The organism is Exiguobacterium sp. SH3S1 (genome assembly GCF_004337105.1).
Lineage (GTDB): Bacteria > Bacillota > Bacilli > Exiguobacteriales > Exiguobacteriaceae > Exiguobacterium > Exiguobacterium aurantiacum_A.
In genome coordinates, this window is the sequence record NZ_SJUW01000001.1 from 154,936 (window position 1) to 174,048 (window position 19,113).

24 protein-coding genes are annotated in these 19,113 nt (G+C 51.0%); all 24 read right to left on the reverse strand.

Going from position 1 to position 19,113, the window contains the following annotated elements; genetic code table 11:
- Nucleotides 1-16: 16 nt before the first annotated feature.
- The 24 genes from EVJ26_RS00790 to flgC are packed head-to-tail and all read right to left on the reverse strand — an operon-like array spanning nucleotide 17 to nucleotide 19,113.
- Complete coding sequence (locus tag EVJ26_RS00790) at nucleotides 17-856, reverse strand: MinD/ParA family protein (RefSeq protein ID WP_070327481.1); 840 nt, start codon at nucleotides 854-856, stop codon at nucleotides 17-19.
- On the reverse strand, nucleotides 835-1,905 hold the full coding sequence (locus tag EVJ26_RS00795; protein WP_131456185.1) for a flagellar biosynthesis protein FlhF: 1,071 nt from the start codon (nucleotides 1,903-1,905) through the stop codon (nucleotides 835-837). The genes EVJ26_RS00790 and EVJ26_RS00795 overlap by 22 nt, the downstream gene beginning before the upstream one ends.
- Before the next feature lies 1 nt (nucleotide 1,906).
- On the reverse strand, nucleotides 1,907-3,925 hold the full coding sequence (flhA, locus tag EVJ26_RS00800; protein ID WP_255417540.1) for a flagellar biosynthesis protein FlhA: 2,019 nt from the start codon (nucleotides 3,923-3,925) through the stop codon (nucleotides 1,907-1,909).
- A gap of 13 nt (nucleotides 3,926-3,938) precedes the next feature.
- Nucleotides 3,939-5,030 carry a flagellar biosynthesis protein FlhB gene (flhB, locus tag EVJ26_RS00805; RefSeq protein WP_071399611.1) on the reverse strand — a complete coding sequence of 364 codons (1,092 nt, stop codon included), beginning with the start codon at nucleotides 5,028-5,030 and terminating at the stop codon, nucleotides 3,939-3,941.
- Complete coding sequence (gene fliR, locus EVJ26_RS00810) at nucleotides 5,027-5,797, reverse strand: flagellar biosynthetic protein FliR (RefSeq protein WP_131456187.1); 771 nt, start codon at nucleotides 5,795-5,797, stop codon at nucleotides 5,027-5,029. The genes flhB and fliR overlap by 4 nt, the downstream gene beginning before the upstream one ends.
- Nucleotides 5,794-6,066: a flagellar biosynthesis protein FliQ gene (fliQ, locus tag EVJ26_RS00815; protein WP_035385907.1), complete on the reverse strand. Its 273-nt coding sequence runs from the start codon at nucleotides 6,064-6,066 to the stop codon at nucleotides 5,794-5,796. Before fliQ ends, fliR begins: the two co-directional genes overlap by 4 nt.
- A gap of 11 nt (nucleotides 6,067-6,077) precedes the next feature.
- Entirely contained in the window at nucleotides 6,078-6,743 is a 666-nt protein-coding gene (gene fliP, locus EVJ26_RS00820; protein ID WP_016508219.1) for a flagellar type III secretion system pore protein FliP, read from the reverse strand.
- Complete coding sequence (locus EVJ26_RS00825) at nucleotides 6,740-7,234, reverse strand: flagellar biosynthetic protein FliO (protein ID WP_236634000.1); 495 nt, start codon at nucleotides 7,232-7,234, stop codon at nucleotides 6,740-6,742. Before EVJ26_RS00825 ends, fliP begins: the two co-directional genes overlap by 4 nt.
- On the reverse strand, nucleotides 7,231-7,596 hold the full coding sequence (locus EVJ26_RS00830; protein ID WP_035385909.1) for a response regulator: 366 nt from the start codon (nucleotides 7,594-7,596) through the stop codon (nucleotides 7,231-7,233). The genes EVJ26_RS00825 and EVJ26_RS00830 overlap by 4 nt, the downstream gene beginning before the upstream one ends.
- Nucleotides 7,597-7,608: 12 nt before the next feature.
- Nucleotides 7,609-8,718 carry a flagellar motor switch phosphatase FliY gene (fliY, locus tag EVJ26_RS00835; protein ID WP_131469607.1) on the reverse strand — a complete coding sequence of 370 codons (1,110 nt, stop codon included), beginning with the start codon at nucleotides 8,716-8,718 and terminating at the stop codon, nucleotides 7,609-7,611.
- Nucleotides 8,715-9,704 carry a flagellar motor switch protein FliM gene (gene fliM / locus EVJ26_RS00840; protein ID WP_070327489.1) on the reverse strand — a complete coding sequence of 330 codons (990 nt, stop codon included), beginning with the start codon at nucleotides 9,702-9,704 and terminating at the stop codon, nucleotides 8,715-8,717. Before fliM ends, fliY begins: the two co-directional genes overlap by 4 nt.
- A 9-nt stretch (nucleotides 9,705-9,713) precedes the next feature.
- Nucleotides 9,714-10,163, reverse strand: a complete 450-nt coding sequence (locus EVJ26_RS00845; RefSeq protein ID WP_131456191.1) for a flagellar basal body-associated FliL family protein — start codon at nucleotides 10,161-10,163, stop codon at nucleotides 9,714-9,716.
- Nucleotides 10,156-10,374 (reverse strand): flagellar FlbD family protein, encoded by a 219-nt coding sequence (locus EVJ26_RS00850; RefSeq protein ID WP_016508262.1) that lies wholly within the window; start codon nucleotides 10,372-10,374, stop codon nucleotides 10,156-10,158. Before EVJ26_RS00850 ends, EVJ26_RS00845 begins: the two co-directional genes overlap by 8 nt.
- Nucleotides 10,374-11,243: a flagellar basal body rod protein FlgG gene (gene flgG / locus EVJ26_RS00855; protein WP_131456193.1), complete on the reverse strand. Its 870-nt coding sequence runs from the start codon at nucleotides 11,241-11,243 to the stop codon at nucleotides 10,374-10,376. The genes EVJ26_RS00850 and flgG overlap by 1 nt, the downstream gene beginning before the upstream one ends.
- Nucleotides 11,244-11,255: 12 nt before the next feature.
- Entirely contained in the window at nucleotides 11,256-11,690 is a 435-nt protein-coding gene (locus EVJ26_RS00860) for a flagellar hook capping FlgD N-terminal domain-containing protein (RefSeq protein WP_070327492.1), read from the reverse strand.
- Nucleotides 11,662-12,744, reverse strand: coding sequence for a flagellar hook-length control protein FliK (locus tag EVJ26_RS00865; RefSeq protein WP_236633999.1), 1,083 nt, complete (start codon nucleotides 12,742-12,744; stop codon nucleotides 11,662-11,664). Before EVJ26_RS00865 ends, EVJ26_RS00860 begins: the two co-directional genes overlap by 29 nt.
- A gap of 22 nt (nucleotides 12,745-12,766) precedes the next feature.
- Nucleotides 12,767-13,333, reverse strand: coding sequence for a MotE family protein (locus tag EVJ26_RS00870; RefSeq protein ID WP_131456197.1), 567 nt, complete (start codon nucleotides 13,331-13,333; stop codon nucleotides 12,767-12,769).
- A 4-nt stretch (nucleotides 13,334-13,337) separates the two neighbouring features.
- Nucleotides 13,338-13,772 carry a flagellar FliJ family protein gene (locus EVJ26_RS00875; RefSeq protein ID WP_016508248.1) on the reverse strand — a complete coding sequence of 145 codons (435 nt, stop codon included), beginning with the start codon at nucleotides 13,770-13,772 and terminating at the stop codon, nucleotides 13,338-13,340.
- Nucleotides 13,769-15,088 (reverse strand): flagellar protein export ATPase FliI, encoded by a 1,320-nt coding sequence (gene fliI, locus EVJ26_RS00880; protein ID WP_131456199.1) that lies wholly within the window; start codon nucleotides 15,086-15,088, stop codon nucleotides 13,769-13,771. The genes EVJ26_RS00875 and fliI overlap by 4 nt, the downstream gene beginning before the upstream one ends.
- Nucleotides 15,075-15,800 carry a FliH/SctL family protein gene (locus tag EVJ26_RS00885; RefSeq protein ID WP_236633998.1) on the reverse strand — a complete coding sequence of 242 codons (726 nt, stop codon included), beginning with the start codon at nucleotides 15,798-15,800 and terminating at the stop codon, nucleotides 15,075-15,077. Before EVJ26_RS00885 ends, fliI begins: the two co-directional genes overlap by 14 nt.
- A complete protein-coding gene (gene fliG, locus EVJ26_RS00890) occupies nucleotides 15,784-16,791 on the reverse strand; it encodes a flagellar motor switch protein FliG (protein WP_083273965.1) in 1,008 nt (335 codons plus the stop codon). Before fliG ends, EVJ26_RS00885 begins: the two co-directional genes overlap by 17 nt.
- A 5-nt stretch (nucleotides 16,792-16,796) precedes the next feature.
- Nucleotides 16,797-18,365, reverse strand: a complete 1,569-nt coding sequence (gene fliF, locus EVJ26_RS00895) for a flagellar basal-body MS-ring/collar protein FliF (protein ID WP_131469608.1) — start codon at nucleotides 18,363-18,365, stop codon at nucleotides 16,797-16,799.
- Between the two features lie 21 nt (nucleotides 18,366-18,386).
- The gene (gene fliE / locus EVJ26_RS00900; protein ID WP_070327497.1) at nucleotides 18,387-18,671 is read right to left on the reverse strand and encodes a flagellar hook-basal body complex protein FliE; all 285 of its coding nucleotides are present in this window, start codon (nucleotides 18,669-18,671) and stop codon (nucleotides 18,387-18,389) included.
- 13 nt (nucleotides 18,672-18,684) lie between these two features.
- A complete protein-coding gene (gene flgC / locus EVJ26_RS00905; RefSeq protein ID WP_131456202.1) occupies nucleotides 18,685-19,113 on the reverse strand; it encodes a flagellar basal body rod protein FlgC in 429 nt (142 codons plus the stop codon).

Consider the following 19,113-nt stretch of genomic DNA (forward strand, 5'->3'; position numbering starts at 1 on the left):
TATTGCCTCCCTGTCGTTAGACTCGCTTCCACTGTTGCCGCAAATTCCCAATCAACCGATCCATGAAGTGCCGTGGCTTCGGTGGTGTACCGGTAAGCGTTGTCAAAATACGCTCAAGCCGCCAGCTAATATCACTCTTTCGGTCAAATTGGTAAAACGGGACTTGGGCGATGACCGCTTTCCTTACAGAAGCGTCATCTGGTAAAAAACCAAGGAACCGAATCGGTTTATTCAAAAACTGTCGGCATGCGACTTCCATACGTTCGTAACACTGGAGCGCTTCTTCCCCCGACTGCGCCCGATTGACAATGACCCCGATCGGTAAATCCGGACTTTGACGATGCACGAGTTTCGTGTACGCGTAACCATCCATCAGCGATGTCGGTTCTGGGGTCAGGATGAGAAACATCTCGTCACATCCTTCAATGAATCGTAACGATGTGTCCGTTGCTCCTGCTCCCATGTCAAACAGTACGTAATCATAAGTCGTCAGCACTTCAAGTTCACGCATTAAAAACTGCATGTCTGCTTCTGAGAATTGAACTAATGTGTCAAGTCCACTTCCCCCATGTAATATATCGACACCGTGCACGTCTTTCTGAACCGAAGACGCAAGCGGAGTCCGAGTTTTCACAGAATCGACCATCGTTTTAGACTGCGCCGCATTCAAAAGAATGTGCACGTTCGCCATCCCGATGTCGAGATCGACGATCAAGACACGCTTTCCGAGTTCGACGAGCCCGATTGCGGTATTCACGCAGACGTTCGTCTTGCCGACGCCGCCTTTTCCGCTCGCGAACGCGATTGTCGTTGGCGCGACATCCGTCTTCGCTCTTAAACGCCTTGCTTGGTCCATCGTGTCCACCCTTCCTTCTCAAGCATCTTTTGCGTCAAGATGTCTGGGTCGCCGGCGACCATATCGTCCGGCACTTCCTGGCCGTCTGTCAGCCAAGCGACGGGGAGTCCGCTCTCGCGCACCATCCGATACATCGCGTGGATATCACTCGTCTCATCCGATTTCGTGAAGATGAGCGACCGGAGCGGCAATTTTTCAAACTGTCGGTAAATCAAATCCATGTCTTTCATCTTCGACGTCAGACTGAGCACGAGTGACAAGCTCGTCTCCGAGAAGTCGTGATGGTTATGAAACTGTTCGACGTACGCCTCATCGCGGAAATTGCGTCCGGCCGTATCGATCAAGACGATATCTTTTCTTGCAAACAGTTGTTTCGCCCGTTTAAAGTCGTCAAAGTCATAGGCGACCTCGACGGGGATATTTAAAATCTCGGCGTATGTCTTCAGCTGTTCGATCGCTGCGATCCGGTACGTGTCGGTCGTAATCAAACCGACCGACATCCCTTGGTCGAGCTTATAGTGAGCGGCAAGCTTCGCGAGCGTCGTCGTCTTGCCGACACCGGTCGGACCGACGAGCATGATGTAGCGCAACGCATCCGGGACTGGTAAAAAGGAACTGCGGATCTGGTCATAGACGTATTGCTCGACGACCTCTAGCGATTTAGTCGTATAGTACAGTTCGTTGATTCTCTCTTCCCACGATTCATTCGTGAACGACTCAGACGCTAAGAGCGACTCGATATGGGTCAGCCCCGCCGGCAAACGCCTCTTTTCAGGAACAGGCGTCACCAGTTGTGGAGTGGGTGTAGGTGCAGGAACCGGCTTCGCCTTTGCTTGTTTCGGCTGCAGTTTCGGCTCGGTTCGAGGCTTGACCGTTAGCGGCGCTTTCTCGAGTGCGGCAATCACTTCAACTTCTTGTGAAGCGAACAACCCAAACCATCCTTTCTTGACTTGGCGAGAATTTAAGATGACAGCCTCGTCGCCGAGCTCTTGTTTCACTTTCGCCATCACTTCGGACATCGTCTTGCCTGTATATTTTTTAATTTGCATATTAAATCACCCCAATACTTTTCACTTCGAGCGAGCTGAGCAATTCGTTATACGCAAGGACCGGAACGTCAGGATAGTACCGTTCGAGCAGTTGTCTCACGAATATCCGAATCGTCGGCGAGCAAAGAATGACGGCCGAAGCCCCGTAGCGTTCAAACATCGACAGTTGTTCGCCAGAGCGCTCGATGATTTCGCGCGCTTGCTCCGGATCGAGCGCCAAATAGTTGCCGAACTCGGTTTTTTGGACAGCGTCTTGAATCAGTTGCTCGGTCTGCCCACCGAGTGTGACAACGTAGAGTGGACCGTCCGGCGGGCTGACTTGGTCAGTCAACTGACGGGCGAGTCCTTGACGACAGTATTCGCCTAATATATCAGCGTCTTTCGTCACTTTCCCATAATCGGCCATCGTCTCAAACAGGAGCGGCAAGTTGCGAATCGAGACGTGCTCTTTCAATAGATGACGAAGTACTTTTTGGATATCTCCGATTGAGAGCACGGATGGGGTCACATCTTCGACGAGCACCGGATGTGTCTCTTTCAAATGCTCGACGAGCTGTTTCGTCTCTTCCCGTCCGAGTAAGTCGGACGCATGTTTCTTGAGCGTCTCCGTTAAATGCGTGGCGACGACTGAAGGTGGGTCGACGACGGTGTAACCGCTCATCTCAGCCCGCGTCCGCGTCTCTTCATCGATCCAGAGAGCGGGCAATCCGAAAGCCGGTTCCGTCGTTTCGATCCCGTACACTTCAGGGTCTTCAATTCCAGGACTCATCGCCAAGTAGTGATCGAGTAATAACTCACCTTCTGCAACAACATTGCCTTTCACTTTGATCCGGTAAGCGTTCGGTGACAGTTGCAGGTGGTCACGAATCCGGACCGTCGGTAAGATGAACCCGAGTTCGAGTGCGAGTTGACGGCGGATCATGACGACACGGTCGAGCAGATCGCCGCCTTGCGATTCATCCGCGAGTGGGATCAGCCCGTAGCCGAACTCGAACTCGATCGCATCGATTTGCAGGAGCGAGACGACGGTCTCGGTCGGTGCCGCTGGTTCCTCATCCGGTAGCGGTTCAGCAATCGCTTGCTTCAGGCTGCGGCGCATCGAGTACGCCCCGAAGAATGTCGCACCCGCGATGAGCGTCGTCACCGGAAGTAAACTTGGTGACACGAAACCGAGCAAGAAGATGACCGTGCCCGCGATATAGAGCAACGTCGGATTTTGACCGAGCTGGTCGACCACGTCTTCCCCGAGATTGCCGTCCGAGACGGCACGGGTGACGATGATCCCGGTCGCCGTCGAAATGAGGAGGGCCGGAATCTGACTGACGAGCCCATCCCCGATTGTCATAAGCGAGAACGTCGTAAACGACTCACCGACAGGTAATCCCATTTGGACAACGCCGATGATGATACCGAAAATCAAGTTGATGACGACGATAATGATTCCGGCAATGGCGTCACCTTTTACGAATTTCGAGGCCCCGTCCATCGAACCATAAAAATCAGCCTCGCTTTGAATCTTTTTACGACGGATTTGGGCGTCTTTGTCATCGATCAACCCGGAGTTCAAATCGGCATCGATTGCCATTTGTTTCCCCGGCATCGCGTCGAGTGTGAATCGAGCCGAGACTTCAGATACCCGTTCGGCACCTTTCGTGATGACGACGAATTGGATGATGACGAGAATGAGGAATACGACAAATCCGACGAGAACGTTTCCGCCGATGACGAAGTTCCCGAACGTCGCAATGACTTCCCCACCATATCCGGTCGAGAGGATCGAACGGGTCGTTGACACGTTCAACCCTAGCCGGAACAGCGTGATGATCAGCAAGAGGGACGGAAAGACAGAGAAATCAAGCGCTTCCCGGGCGTTCATCGCCACGAGTAAAATCATGAGGGCGATCAATATATTTATAATGATAAGAAAATCTAGTAAGAACCCCGGTAACGGGATGACCAGCATGACGACGATCATAAGAACGCCAATCAATACTGCGAAATCTTTAGCTTTTACAGCCAACGCATACTCCTCCTCAAGACGGTTGTTTCAGTTGATAGACGAACGCCAGCACTTCGGCGATCGCCTGATAAAACGACTCGTCGACGACTTCTCCGATGTCTAGCTGCGCATAGAGCGCACGGGCCAGTGGTTTATTTTCCACGATCGGGATATCGTGCTCTTTTGCGACGTCACGAATATTGAAAGCGACTTGGTCGACCCCTTTGGCGACGACGAGCGGCGCAAAGTCTTTCGTATCGTCATAACGGATGACGACAGCGAAATGGGTCGGGTTAGTGATGACGACGTCCGCGTTCGGAATCTCTTGCATCATGCGCCGCATCGCCATCTCCCGTTGTTGTTGTTTGATTTTCGACTTGATGAGCGGGTCGCCTTCACTGTTCTTATACTCGTCTTTAATGTCTTGTTTCGACATGCGGATCGACTTTTCAAAGTCGAACCGTTGATAAAAGAAGTCGAGCAGTGCGAGCGCGAGCAACGCGACGCTGACCCAAAGCCCGAGTTCGATCGTGATTGCAGCGAGTGCGACGACCGATTCACGAACATGTTCGACGGCCATGCGTGACAATTCTTTTTGGTTTTGCCAAAGTATAGCGACCGCAGTCGTCAGGATAATCAATAATTTGAATAAGGACTTTAAAAATTCGACGACTGCTTTCATGCTGATGATGCGCTTGACCCCTTTGAGCGGGTCAATCCGCTCTAACTTTGGTTGAATCGCCTCTGTTGAGAACAGTGAACCGATTTGGAAATAGTTGATTAAAATACCGAACACGACCGCAACGATCAAGAACGGTGCTAAAATGATCCCGGCGCGAATGACCAAATCAATCATCATCCCGGACATGCCTTCTGATAAGTCGTACAGCAAATACGTTGGACCGAGCAGCTCTTTCGTCAGGCCAAACAACTGCTGACCGACATAAGGTCCGAGAAAAGATAACATGAGGAACATCGCGAACAAGGCGAACGCTCCGGTCAGATCGGCTGATTTCGCAACTTGTCCTTTTTTACGCGAGTCTTCTCGTTTTCGAGGTGTTGCTTTTTCCGTTTTTTCTCCTGCAAAAAACTGAAGATCGACCGATAAAGAGTATAGAGGCTTCATTGAGCGTCTCCTAACAACGTCATAAAATCACGTAATATTTCTTGCAACACCGGGATGAATTGGCTGATCCCATTCAACGTCAACCCCATCATCATGACCATCACGGAAAACCCGGCGATCAATTTGAACGAGAACCCGATGGCAAAAATGTTGAACTGCGGGGCCGATTTTGCTAAGAAGCCTAGCGCCAAGTCGACGAGAAGCAACGATGCCATGAGTGGGAACGCGAGTTGCAACGCGACCATCATCGTCATCGTGACGACCTTCACGGCCATCATGAGCGATGCTTCGCTAAAGTTGATCATCGGCTGACCAGGCGGATAAATTTGAAAGCTGTAATAGATACCGTCGATCAACAGTAAGTGCAAATTACTTGATAGCATGATGAACAGCGTAAAGATGTAATAAAATCGTCCGATCAACGGCGACTGTCCGCCAAACATCGGGTCATACGCTGACGCCATCGCCAGACCGAGCTGCAAATCGATGATTCCCCCGGCAATCTGTGGGGCAAAAAATAAGATGTTGATCAAAATGCCGAGCAGAAGTCCAATCAGCACTTCGTACAGCACTTGAACGATGAATGCTTGTCCGAGTTCAAGCGGCTCCGTTACCGTGAACATCGCATAATAAGCTAAAAAGGCGCTAAACGCGACACGGTGCATGACCGGAAGCTGCTTTGAAGAAAATAAAGGCACACTTACGAAAAATCCGGACAGACGAGCAAACGTCAATCCATATAAACTAATGAAATCGACCGCATTCATTTCGAGGCGACCTCGACCATCAGTTCAAAGATCATCCGCGTAAATCCTTCCATCTGTTGCAGCATCCACGGGGCGAAAACGACGAGCCCGATAAAGACCGCGACTAGCTTTGGAACGAACGATAATGTTTGTTCTTGAATTTGAGTCGTCGCCTGTAAAATCGAGATGACGAGTCCGACGACGAGGGCGATCAAAAGAAGTGGCATCGCAATCTTTAATAACGTCCATACACTCTCTGTCGCCAAATAGATGACCATTTCATGCGTCATAATCGTTCCTCCTACATACTTCTAAGCAATGATTCCACGATTAAGTGCCATCCATCCACTAATACAAACAACAACAATTTGAACGGCAGAGCGATCATGACCGGTGGAAGCATCATCATCCCCATCGACATGAGCACACTCGCCACGACCATATCAATGATCAAAAAAGGCAAGAAAATCATAAAGCCGATTTGAAACGCCGTCTTGAGCTCACTGATGGCGTAAGCTGGTACCATCGCGAGCAAAGGAACGTCTTCGACCGACTCCGGTTGCTCATAATTCCCGTATTTGATAAACAGTTGCAAATCTTCCTGTCGCGTATACTTTGCCATGAATCGTTTCATCGTGTTACCGGCTTCCTCGAACGCCTCATCTTGACTGATCTCGTCGTCCATATATGGAGACAACGCCTTGTCGTTTAAATCAGATAAGACCGGAGACATGACGAACAGCGTGATGAACAAGGCGAGTCCGATGATCAATTGGTTCGGCGGTGTCTGTTGTGTCCCTAAGGCTGGCCGAATGAACGACAGGACGACGACGACACGTGTAAAACAAGTCATCAAAATCAAGAATGACGGCGCCAGCGTGAGCAGTGTCAATACGACCAACAATTTAATCGAAGTCGACGTGCTGTCCGGCGTTTCTAAATTGATCAGTTGTTCAATCGTCGTCATTGCTTCTTCCTCACTTCTTCAATCTGTGACAGTTGTTGCTTGAACGTATCTAAGAACGTTGATGTATTCGAAGCGTTCAGTGAAGGTGCGTCATACGCTGCTTCATCGATCGATTCCGCGTCGATTCGATCAATCAATTGAATCGATTCACCGACACCGAGCACGTATACTTGCTCCCCTAGCTTGACGAGCTGCACCGAGCGGTCTTTCCCAAGCGGTACTCCGCCGAGATGTTTCATATGTTGCGCCGTCTTCACACCTTGCGTCCGTGCGTTTAACCAACGCATCAAGACGAGGAATCCTCCAATTACGACAACTAAACTCAAGACGACCTTGACCAACGTCCCGACCGTCGAGACGGTCGTAGGGACAGATTGATCTTTGGCTTCAGGCTGCTGTTGTTCGAACTGTTTATCCACGGTGGCGGCCTCGACCGTGGCCGGCATAGACAGCCCGACCACGAGCAGGAAAATCAACCACCACTTGTTCATTGCGCGACCGTTTTCGAAACTGCCTCGACGACACGTTCCGCGTTGAACGGTTTCACGATGAAGTCTTTCGCTCCCGCTTGGATCGCATCGATGACCATCGCCTGTTGTCCCATCGCCGAACACATGATGACTTTGGCGTTCGAATCGAACCCGCGAATTTCTTTCAATGCCGCCAGGCCGTCCATTTCTGGCATCGTGATGTCGAGAGTGACGAGATCTGGCGTGAGTTCACGGTATTTTGCGACCGCGTCAATACCGTTCTCTGCCTCGCCGACCACTTCAAACCCGTTCTTCGTTAAAATGTCTTTAATCATCATGCGCATGAACGCCGCATCATCTACCACCAAAATTTTTGCACTCATTATTCTTCCTCCTTAAACGATTCCAATCCGCTCATGCGGTTGGATGATTTCTGTTACACGTACCCCGAAGTTCTCTTCGATGACGACGACTTCGCCGCGGGCAATGCGTTGTTGGTTCACATAAATATCGACAGGTTCCCCCGCCAATTTATCAAGTTCAATGATCGATCCTTGCGACAGTTCGAGCACTTCTCGCACTGACCGTTTCGTCCGACCGAGTTCGACCGTCACGTTGAGCGGCACATCATACAGTAAACCTAGGTTTGCCGGCACCGAATCGTTTGACGTCGGGGCGTGGAGTGGCATGAACTCGGCTTGGCTAACCGCCACTTCCGGGGCTGACGTTTTTTCAGTGCGTGCCGGAGCAGGTGCCTGCGCTTTCGCTGGTGTGACCGCCGCTTGAACTTTCGGTTGCTCTTGTTTAGGCGCGGCCGGGGCTGACGTCGTAGCTGCGATCAGTTCGTTCACCAGTTGTTTCCCGAATTGAATCGGGGCAATTTGAACAATTTTTGAATCAATCAACGTACCGACTTTCAAATTGAACTCGATCAGTACCATCGTCTCCCAAAGCTCAAGCCGGTCAATGATCGTTTGATTTTTCGTCGCATCGAACACTTCGACGAGCGGCGGCGAAATATCAATCTTTTTAGAGAACACGGTCGAGAGCGATGTGGCCGCAGCCCCCATCATTTGGTTCATCGCTTCTTGAACGGCCGACAACCGAATCTCATCGAGCCCGTCCGGATCGACACCGATTCCGGTCCCGCCGAGCATCAAATCAGAAATGATGGCCGCATCTTCACGAGTCAAGACGAGGACGTTCTCCCCTTTCAACCCTTCGGTGTAACCGACCCGAAGCGCCACGTGAGGTGTCGGATAACGCTCTCTGAGCTCATCGATCGTCACTTCACTGACGACCGGGGTCGTGATTTCTACTTTTTGTTGCAGTAACGTCGACAGCGCCGTCGCGGAATTTCCGAACGAGATATTTCCAATCTCTCCAAGGGCGTCGCTTTCCATCGAGTCGAGATGTTCTTCGCTCTCGTCTAACGGTTTTGGCGAACTGTCGCTCGTTCCTCGTAATAACGCGTCAATTTCATCTTGTGACAACATCTCACTCATTGCTCTTCCTCCTTCACCCGGTGAAGCACTTGGACCGCCATCCGCTTCCCACTCACACCGACTTGCCCTCTGAACACTTTATTTTCCCCTACTAGGACGGATAGCGGGTCTTTCACTAGTTGATCGAGCGTCAAACAGTCACCGATTTCTAAATGCAACAAGTCACCGAACGTGATTGTCGTCTCCCCGAGTAGGGACACGACCTCTACCGTCGAATTCATCAATTGGGCTTTGAGCGGTTCTTGACTGTTCCCGCTCGCATTGCGGCGGTTCGCCTCCTGCATCCAATAATGACTCGATAGTTTCGATAGCACCGGCTCGATCGTCACGAACGGCAAGCAGACGTTAATCGTCCCGCTCACTTCTCCGATCGTGACCCCGATCGAAATGAGCACGACCGTCTCGTTTGGTGACACGAGTTGAAGGAACTGTGGGTTCACTTCAACGGCCGTCATTTCGGACTTGATCTCGGCAATCGACTCCCACGCTTCCCCGTAACCGGCAAAAGCTCGTTTATATAGCTGGGTCAAGATTCGCATCTCGATTTCAGTGAAGCTTTCGACTTTTTCAATCTCGACGCCAGGTCCCCCGAGCAGTCGATCCAACATCGCGTAAGAGATGTTCGGATTGACTTCGATGATGAACCGACCGTTAAGCGGGGGCGCCTCGATCAAGTTGATCATCGTCATACTCGGAATCGAATGAATGAACTCATCGTATGGAAGCTGTTCGACTGAATTGACCGTAAACTGGACATACGTCCGAAGTTGGGCCGAGAAAAATGTCGTCAGCATCCGTGTGAAATGTTCATGGATCCGGGTCAAGCTACGAATTTGATCTTTAGAGAAACGGACGGCCCGTTTAAAGTCATACTGCCGTACTTTTCGTTCTTCTTCTTGATTCAAAAAGGAATCGGCTTCGACATCTCCACTGCTTAGCGCTGATAACAGGGCATCAATTTCTTGTTGAGACAGTACTTCTCCCATGATGCCACCTCACTGTATAATTTTCTTCGTCATATAGACGCGCTGGACCTCACCTTTTTCCAGCAGTCCGTTTAATTGCGCTCGAAGGGATTGCTCGAACTTCTGCATATCTTCCTTCGTCGTGAGCTGTGCCTTCGTCATCCCGGCCAAATCGCCGAGAATGACGTTATGGACTTGGAACTTACGAAGTTCAAGATCTTCTTTCGTCTCAGGCGCATCGGTCACAATCGTGAATTGGACGTTGATGAACCGTTCGTCTTGAATATTCGTCGTCATATCCTCGGTCGTGAAGCTGCGCTCGGCGAGTTCTTCTGCCGTCACAGGTTTCGTTTTAGCCGTCACGTTGTCGCCGAATACATATTTATAAGTCATAAACCCAGCGCCCCCCATGACGAGCAGGACGACGAGCAGGATGAGCACCATTTTCATGGCGCCTCCTTTTGGTTTTTCTTCACTCATCTTCTTCACCTCTTGTGACTGTCGTTCCCATCAACCCGATCGAGCCGTAAAACGCCGTCGTCCGATCGATGATTTGATCTTTCGTCTCTGTGACGATATACGTCTTGCCGTTATACAAATGAATGATCGTGTCAGGTTCGGCCTTGACCGTCTCGATGAACAAGGCGTTCAAGACAAATTCCTCACCCCGCAATGTCGTGACGCGTATCATCAGCGTTTCAAGTTGACGAGTTCTTGTAAAATCTCGTCTGACGTTGTGATGATCCGTGTGTTCGCTTGGAATCCACGTTGCGCGATAATCATTTCGGTGAACTCTTCAGACAAGTCGACGTTCGACATCTCGAGGGCGCCTGAGACGAGTTCACCACGTCCGTTGTCACCTGAAGCACCAATCGTCGGATCTCCTGAGTTTTGCGATTGTAGGTAGTTATTTGCCCCAACTTTTGACAGCCCGGCGTTGTTCGGGAAGTTGGCGGTGACAATATATCCAGCAGTTTGTAAAGCGCCTGCCGCGTCGACGTAGCTGACTTGGCCGTCTTTTCCGATTGAAAGTGACCGAGCATCAGTCGGAACTTTGATTTTCCCGTAAGTTGCTGCACCTGGTGTGACATCAGGGATATTTCCAACAAGGTTAGGGGCTGCTAGATTCCCATTTGCTTTATCACCTGTCCCAAGCAAGTAAGTTCCGTCACCCGTTACCAAGTTTCCTTGGTTATCCGTGTAAAAGTTACCGGCGCGCGTATACTGCGCTTGTCCGTTGACCATCGTCACGAAGAATCCTTCACCGGAGATCCCGACGTCGAGCGCTCTCCCTGAGTTTTGCATCGCGCCTTGGTTATAGACGTTGTCGACGGTCGCCATCGTGCCCCCGAGTCCGATTTCTTTCGGGTTGATCCCGCCGGCCGTGTTGCCGTTCCCGCCTGCAGCACTACCGACTTGTTGGCTGACGAGGTCTTTGAACGTGACGCGGCCTTTTTTATACCCGAACGTGTTGACGTTGGCGATGTTGTTACCGACGACATCAAGCTTTGACTGGAAGTTCTTTAATCCACTGATTCCTGAGTACATTGCTCTTAACATGATGAATCCCCCTTATGCTTGTTTGATGGACGTAATATTGTAGACGCTTACCGAGCTACCGTCTTCGAGATCGGCCATGTACCCTGACTCATCCGTTCTTGAAATCGAGACGACACGTCCCGATCCTTTGATCGTCTCCGTTTCAGTCTCCGTTTTATGGTCGACCGTCTTGCCGATCATATTGCTGAACTCGGAAATTGAAGACATGTGGCGATCGACGAGTACTGAATCAAGTTGCTTTGAAATCGTCTGCATTTGTTCGAGTGATGAAAATTGAGCCATTTGTGAGATGAACTCACGATCTTCCATCGGTGACATCGGATCTTGGTTCGCGAGCTGGGCCATCAATAGCTTTAAGAACATGTCCTTATCGTATTGGTTCTTCGCTTTAGGCAGCGATTGATCGGGTAACGTATAATCATTCGTCTTCGGTTGGATGGTCGTCATCGTCGGGTTCCCCTTTCGGTTGTTCCTGTTGTTCTGGTTCAGGTTGGTCTGACTCGCTAAACGTCGATGATTTCGCTTCGAGCGCTTGTTGCGTCAAACTCACTTCGACCCGGATATGCTGCGACAACGGTTGGAGCGTCTGTTGCAGTTGTTGCATTTGTGACTGGAGCAACTGTTTCGCTTCTTGGTTGCTCGCGAACAGCTTGACGACGAGTTCACCGTTATGGCGCTCGAGTTTGACGACGAGTTCGCCTAGCTGTTCCGGGTATAGTCGAACGGTGAACACTTTCGATCCGTCGGCCCCGCTTCGGAACGGTGCTCTTTGAAGAGCAGCCTCGATCCGGGCTTGGAGGTTCTCCGGAAGCGACCCTTTAGACGCGTACATGACCGTTTCTGAGTCGATCTGTGGTCGTGACCACGTCATGCCTTTCGGCAACCAGTCGACGTTTTCTTTTCCAGCTTGTGGTAATACATTCGCCGGCGTTTCAGTTTGATAAGGGAGGGGAATATGTTTTGAAGTCTGGGTTAAACTCCCTTTAAATTGCGAAACGATTTGCTGGATAACTTGGACGTTCTCGTTTACGGTTGGCTGGTTTTGTTTTCCGGCCAACGCCTCGCGTTCCGTCTTTCCTAACATCATCGCGCCCGGTAAAATCGTTTGGGCGGCAGCTAACGTGGTTACGACGTCTGACGAGACCGTTTCCTCGATTGTTCCTGTGCCTGCACCTGCTTGGGCGATGATGCCGATATAGGCGTCCATGAACTTACGATAGGCGTCTTGTGGCAAAGACTTTAACCACTCTAAGCTATCGGGTTGTTGTAACCATTGTTCAAGCTGGCTCGACAAGTTCTCGAGCGGAAGGGCGCTATCTGTCAGAATTGCCGCGCTCGGTGCGAGTGTCGTCGGCGCAGCTTCCAACTCAGCCAACGCTTCCGTTGAGGCGCCAAGCATCGATGAAAGCAGGTCTAAAAACTGTCCGGTCGGGGTAGATCCTGTCTCCCCGCCTTTCGCTGTCGTTCCTTGGACCGCTTGAGCAAATAAGGCGATATTCATCATCTCTTCCTCCTTTCACGTTTCATTGGAGCAATTGCGTGACGACGGCAGCCTGTTGTGCATCCATCCGTCCCAATATGTCGGCCTGTTGTTTCGGCGACAGTTCTTTTAAGATCGTCGCCACTTGCGGGCTATCGAGTTCGTTCATGATCGCGGCCGCTTGTTTGGCGGACATTTCTTCATAGACGCGAGACACGTTCGACGTGTCTTCCTCCACTTCTGCTTCCGCAGTGGCTCCGAGTTCAGACACGAGTCGGTCCCGCTCTTTGATCAAGTCCGAGACTTCTTTTTGTCTCGCTTTCACTTCATTCGTCAATTCGACGTTTTCCGTGCGCAGTTTTTCAATCTCAGCGTTCGCGACTTTTAATCGATTCGTCGTGTCCGCGTCAATGCCGGTGACATTGACTTTTGTTTCAACTGTCTCATCTTTGTCTGCCTGTTCGCGCGTTTCTATGAACGGCACCGATAATAGCGGCCGGTCCATCGCATAGTTCATGACGACGATTCCGCCGACGAGTAAAAAGATTGCCGGGACGAGGACAAGAGCGACCAAGAGCTGTCTACCTCGCTTATTGTTCTCTTTTTCCATCAGCTTACTTCCCTTTCCCGTGATGAATCACTGCCAACTCATCGATAAAATGTTGTTCGGTGAGTTTCGAGACGGCCACTTCATTTTGGCTGACCTTCTCATGCAACGTTACATATTTTTTTTCTTCGACAACTTTTCCGAGCAAACGCTCTTGAGCCAAGTTGTAACGGTTCCGTGACTGTTGCACGACGAGTTGTTGCGTCTCAATTTGACGTTTCAACTGTTCCCTCGCCTTTTCACGATATTGGAACATGAGCAGATCAATCACACCAGATTGTTCATCTTGACTCTTCATGAGCGTCTCATACGTCACGACTAATCGATACAGCGTCTCCATCTCGGCTTCGAATCGCGCCTTATGACCTCTCATCTCTGTCGCCGATTCTTCTTTTGCATGCTCGGCAATCGGCATGATGCGTTCTAACAACAGCTTGTTCATGATTCACCTCTCGCAATTCCGACAAGACGATCGAGCGTCTGCTCGAGCGATGCCTCTTCTTCAATCGACTGTTTTAAAAATGTGAGCAGTCCCGGATATTCATCGATTGCTGTATCGATCGCAGGATTCGTGCCCTTTTTATAGGCTCCGATGTTAATCAAGTCTTCCGCGTCTAGATAAGTGGCGAGCCAACTCCGAAACGTCTGCGCGGCATCGCGATGTACAGGTGAAGCAATCTGGTTCATGACACGACTGATTGATTTTAGGACATGGACCGCCGGAAACTGCCCTCGGTTGGCGAGCGAACGGTCCATCACGAAGTGACCATCTAAAATCCCACGGACGGCATCTGCGATCGGTTCGTTCATATCGTCCCCGTCAACGAGGACGGTATAAAACGCCGTGATCGAACCGGTGACGGACGTCCCGCTCCGCTCTAGCAGTTGCGGCAGCATCGCGAACACGGAAGGCGTGTATCCTTTTGATGTCGGTGGTTCTCCGGTCGCTAGCCCGATCTCTCGTTGGGCCATCGCAAATCGGGTCACTGAGTCCATCATAAGGACGACCTCTTTGCCTTGGTCCCGGAAGTACTCGGCGATCGCCGTCGCCGTGTAAGCGCCTTTCAAACGCACGAGCGGGGGTTGATCGCTTGTCGCTACGATGACGACGGATCGAGCCATGCCTTCAGGGCCAAGTTCGTTTTCGATGAACTCTTTCACTTCTCGTCCCCGTTCGCCAATCAACGCGATCACGTTTATGTCTGCCGATGAGCGTTTAGCGATCATGCCAAGCAATGTCGACTTCCCGACGCCTGATCCCGCAAACAAACCGACACGTTGGCCTTTCCCGACCGTCAATAACCCGTCGATGATCCGGACCCCGGTCGACAAAACGTCTAAAATGCGTGGACGTTCTAACGGGTTCGGCGGTTTTCGAAGAACATCGTAGCGTTTGCCCGTCGGCATCGCTGCGCCCGATAAAGGGCGCCCGAGCCCGTCAAGGACTTGACCGATCAGTTCGAAGCCGACCGGTACTTGGAGCATGTGCCCCGTCCCTTTGACGATACAACCTGGGGCGATCTGTGTCGTTTCTCCGTAAGGCATGAGCAAGACGCGCTCTTCATTGAAGCCGACGACCTCGGTTTCAACCGTTTGGCCGGACGGTAACTCGATCAGGCAGCGCTCACCGATAAACGCACTCGGTCCGTTCGATTCGATCATCAGCCCGACGACGCGACAGACACGACCGACTTTACGCACATACTCATCTTCTGGAGAAGCGGTGATTGTGGCGACTACGCGGTCAATAAGCGCCATCGGATAGAACCTCCTCAATCTTGGAACGGATTCGTTCAAAACTGTACGATACGTCGAGCTCGTTGCCATGATGTGGCGTCTCGATCCGTACGCTCGTCTCTGTCAACGAGACATCAGCCCGATATTTCAACGGTGGCATCTGTTCGGATTGCCACGTCGACTCGAAACGTTGGATTGACGCAAGCCGCGTCGGGTGGACGAAGACGGTCAACGCTTCGGCATCGATTTGGCGAAGCAGTTGTTCGCGGATCATGTCGGCGAACAACGCCTCCTCGTTTCGGACGAGATCGGTCGTGACACGTGCACTGATCTCGACGGCCAAATCAACTAACTTCATTTCGGCATCTCGCCATTTCTGTTCGAACAAGTTCTCAAGTTCGGCGCTGACCATGTTCAGCCGGGCCGTCAGCTCATCGAACTCTGACTTCCCTTCTTGACGTCCTAGGTCAAAACCTGACCCGTACCCTTCCTGATAAGCGGCTTCAAGCGTTTGTTCTCGTAACAGTTCAAGCTCATGTTCGACTGTTTCACGGTGTAACTTGATCGCTTCTTCCTCCTGGCGGAGGGAGGCGTACCTCACTTCTAACTCTTGTTCATGATTACGTTCGACCACAACCTCTGAAACCGGTTCAAGGAATGGCCGCGAATCGATTCGTTGTGGTTCGAGCGGCATCGCTCGTTGACGTTTGATTACGTTAGACAACGATGTCATCTCCTCCACCACGGCTAATCACGATCTCTCCGACATCTTCTAGCCGGCGGATGATTCCGACGATGCGGCTTTGTGCTTCTTCGACGTCACGCAGTCTGACCGGTCCCATGAACTCCATATCTTCCTTGAACGTATCGACCATTCGTTGCGACATGTTTTTGAAGATGATCTGTTTGACCTCTTCGGAAGATACTTTGAGCGCGAGCAGAAGATCGTCGTTGGCGACTTCGCGAATAATCCGTTGAATCGCTCGTGAGTCGAGTGTGACGATATCTTCGAAGACGAACATCCGTTTTTTGATTTCTTCCGCGAGTTCCGGGTCTTCGATCTCGAGCGCGTCAAGAATCGTCCGCTCCGTCGTCCGATCGACACCGTTAAGCACTTCGACGACTGCCTCGATCCCGCCGGATTGCGCGTAATCTTGCATATCGGTTTGAGACAAGTTCTTTTCAAGAATCTGTTCGATTTCGTGAATGACGTCCGGATTGAGGCGATCCATCGTCGCGATTCGTTTCGCGACCTCCGACTGAATCTCTGGCGGAAGTTCCGACAAGATTTGCCCGGACTTGACCGGTTCAAGATGAGCCAAGATTAAGGCGATCGTCTGCGGATGCTCGTTTTGTATAAAGTTGAGCAACTGCTTCGGATCGGCTTTTCGGGCAAATTCAAACGGCCGGACTTGTAGCGTCGAAGTGAGACGATGAATCAACGCCATCGCCTTCTCTTCTCCGACCGCTTTTTCTAAAACCGTTTTCGCAAACCCGATGCCACCTTGGGTAATATAACTCTGTGCCATCGCCAGGTCATGAAATTCTCCTAAAATGGCTTCTTTTTGTTCAGACGACACTTTTCGGAGTGCCGATATTTGTAGCGTCAACTGCTCCATCTCTTCTTCAGACAGGTGTTTATATACACTCGCCGCCACTTCAGGTCCAAGCGAGATCATGAGCATGGCCGCTTTTTCTCGATTCGGTTGTTTTGCGTAGTTCACAGTACTCACTCCTCAGACATCCAAGTACGAAGAAGCTTGGCGAACTCTTCTGGATTACTCTCTGCCAATTTCTCCAACTGTTTCTTCTTGACGGCACCTTCGCCTCGCTCTTCCAAATCGAGATCGGGTACTTCGTCTTCATACGGTACTTCCCATTCATTCGTTCCCGAAACCGGTTGCTGATTCCGTCTTCGCATGGCGAAGAACAGAAGTGCGAGTAAGAGAACGGCACCAGCTGCGGCTGCATACATCCACCACGCTGTCGGCTGTTCTGCCACTACCATTTCTTCCGTTTCAGCGAACGGTCGTGACACGACGACGACTTTCTGTTCGAGTTCCGCTTCCGTCAACGCCTCGCCCGTTTTAGCGAGCGACGTCCGGATGATTGAATACATCATCGTCTCAAGGTCGCCCTCAAGTTGCGGGTCGATCGCTTGAGCGCCGTCTGGCGGCTCGACGATCAGTTGAACACCGAGGTCACGGATTGTGTAGGGGGCGTTCTGAATTTGTTTCGTGATGCGATTGACCTCATAGTTGATGATTTCATGGTTCTTTTCGCTTTCTTCTTCACCAGTTCCCATTGCGGCCGGGAAGTTGACGGTATCGTTTTCACCAGCTCCTGCTGCTGCCGCTGCTCCCGTACCACCTGTGTACGCTTCGGCGATCCGTTCAGCAGACGTCACAATCCCTTCCATCGTATCCTCGTTGACCGGGGTTACCAGGTTTTGCTCTTCTGCCGATTGGGTCGTGTCGATATCAGCCGTGACCGAGACGAGCACGCTGCGTTCTCCGAGTAAGACCGAGAGCATTTGTTGAATTTGTTGACGTACGTCTTTCTCGACTTGACGCTTCAGCGCTAACGGATCGGTCGAAGTCCCACCGGCCATCGTCGATTGATCCAAATCGTAATACGTGAAATATTGGTCCATGATCGAGATGTTCTCCGGTTTTAAGTTCGGGACACTCTTACTGATCAAATGATATAGTCCTTTGACCGTCGCCGGCTCAAGATTCGTACCTGCTCCTAAATTTAGGACGATCGAAGCTGTCGGCTCCCCTTGATCTTCGGCCAAGAACACCGATTTCTCCGGAAGCGAGATAATGACTTTTGCTTGGTTGATTCCTTCGATTTGTGTAATCAAACGTTCGAGTTCGGTTTGCATCGCGCTTCGTTCGATGACTGCCATTTCTCGGTCCGTCGTTCCAAATCCGGCGTTCTCACTGAAAAAGCTGTAATCGATCGCACCTGACTTTGGAATCCCGGCGGCTGCCAAGTTAACTTTCAATTGGTCGACTTGCTCACTCGGCACGTAGACGCTGACACCGTTCGATGTCGCTTTGATTTCTGACTTCACCCCATCAGCCGTCAGCTTTTCCGTCACTTCTCCAGCCTCTTGGGCCGAGAGGTTCGTGTAGAGAGGAGCCATGTTCGGGCGCGAGAGCCAAACCGTCAAGAGCACCGCGACGACAAGTACGCCGACGATGACGATGCCCCAAATGATTTTACGGTTTGTTTGCATCGCCTTCAGTGAGCCGGCCAGTGAGCTGAATTGTTCTTTTAACTTATCATTCATCGCAACTCGTCATCCTCTTCATTAAACTTGCATTCGCATCATTTCTTGATAGGCCTCAACCGCTTTATTTCGCACCTCAATGGCGAGTTGCATCGCAATCGACGACTCTTCGCTTTGGATCATGACTTGGTGAAGATCGGCTTTCCCGACGGCGAGGTCTTGACGCGCCGTACTCGTTGCCTGTTGAACTTTATTAAGCGACTGCATCGCTTCATTCAAATATGATCCAAACTGAGACGGTGTCTCTTTCACTGTCGGCAGAGCCGCGGTCTGGTTACCGATTAATTGAATTGGGTTAATTTGCATAGTCTGTCACTCCTTATCCTTTACCGATTTCGAGCGCTTTGACGAGCATTGCTTTTGACGCATTCATCGCGGCAATGTTCGCTTCATATGATCTTGTCGCACCTGTCAAATCAACCATTTCTTTTAACAGGTCGACGTTTGGCATCTGAACGTATCCCCGTTCATCCGCATCCGGGTGACTCGGATCATATGTGAGTTTGTAAGGACTTTCGTCTTCGACGATGCCTGAAACTTCGACGCCTCCGCTCACTGCCGACAGTTGTTGACGAAACGGCGCTTCTTGGAGCACCGTCAGTTTCCGTGTATACGGCTGCCATTCTCCATCGACAAGTTTGCCACGAGTCGTCTGGGCGTTCGCGATGTTCGCCGATACTGTATCCATCCGAAGGCGTTGAGACATGAGTGCCGAAGCGGATATATGAAAACTATCGAACATACCCAT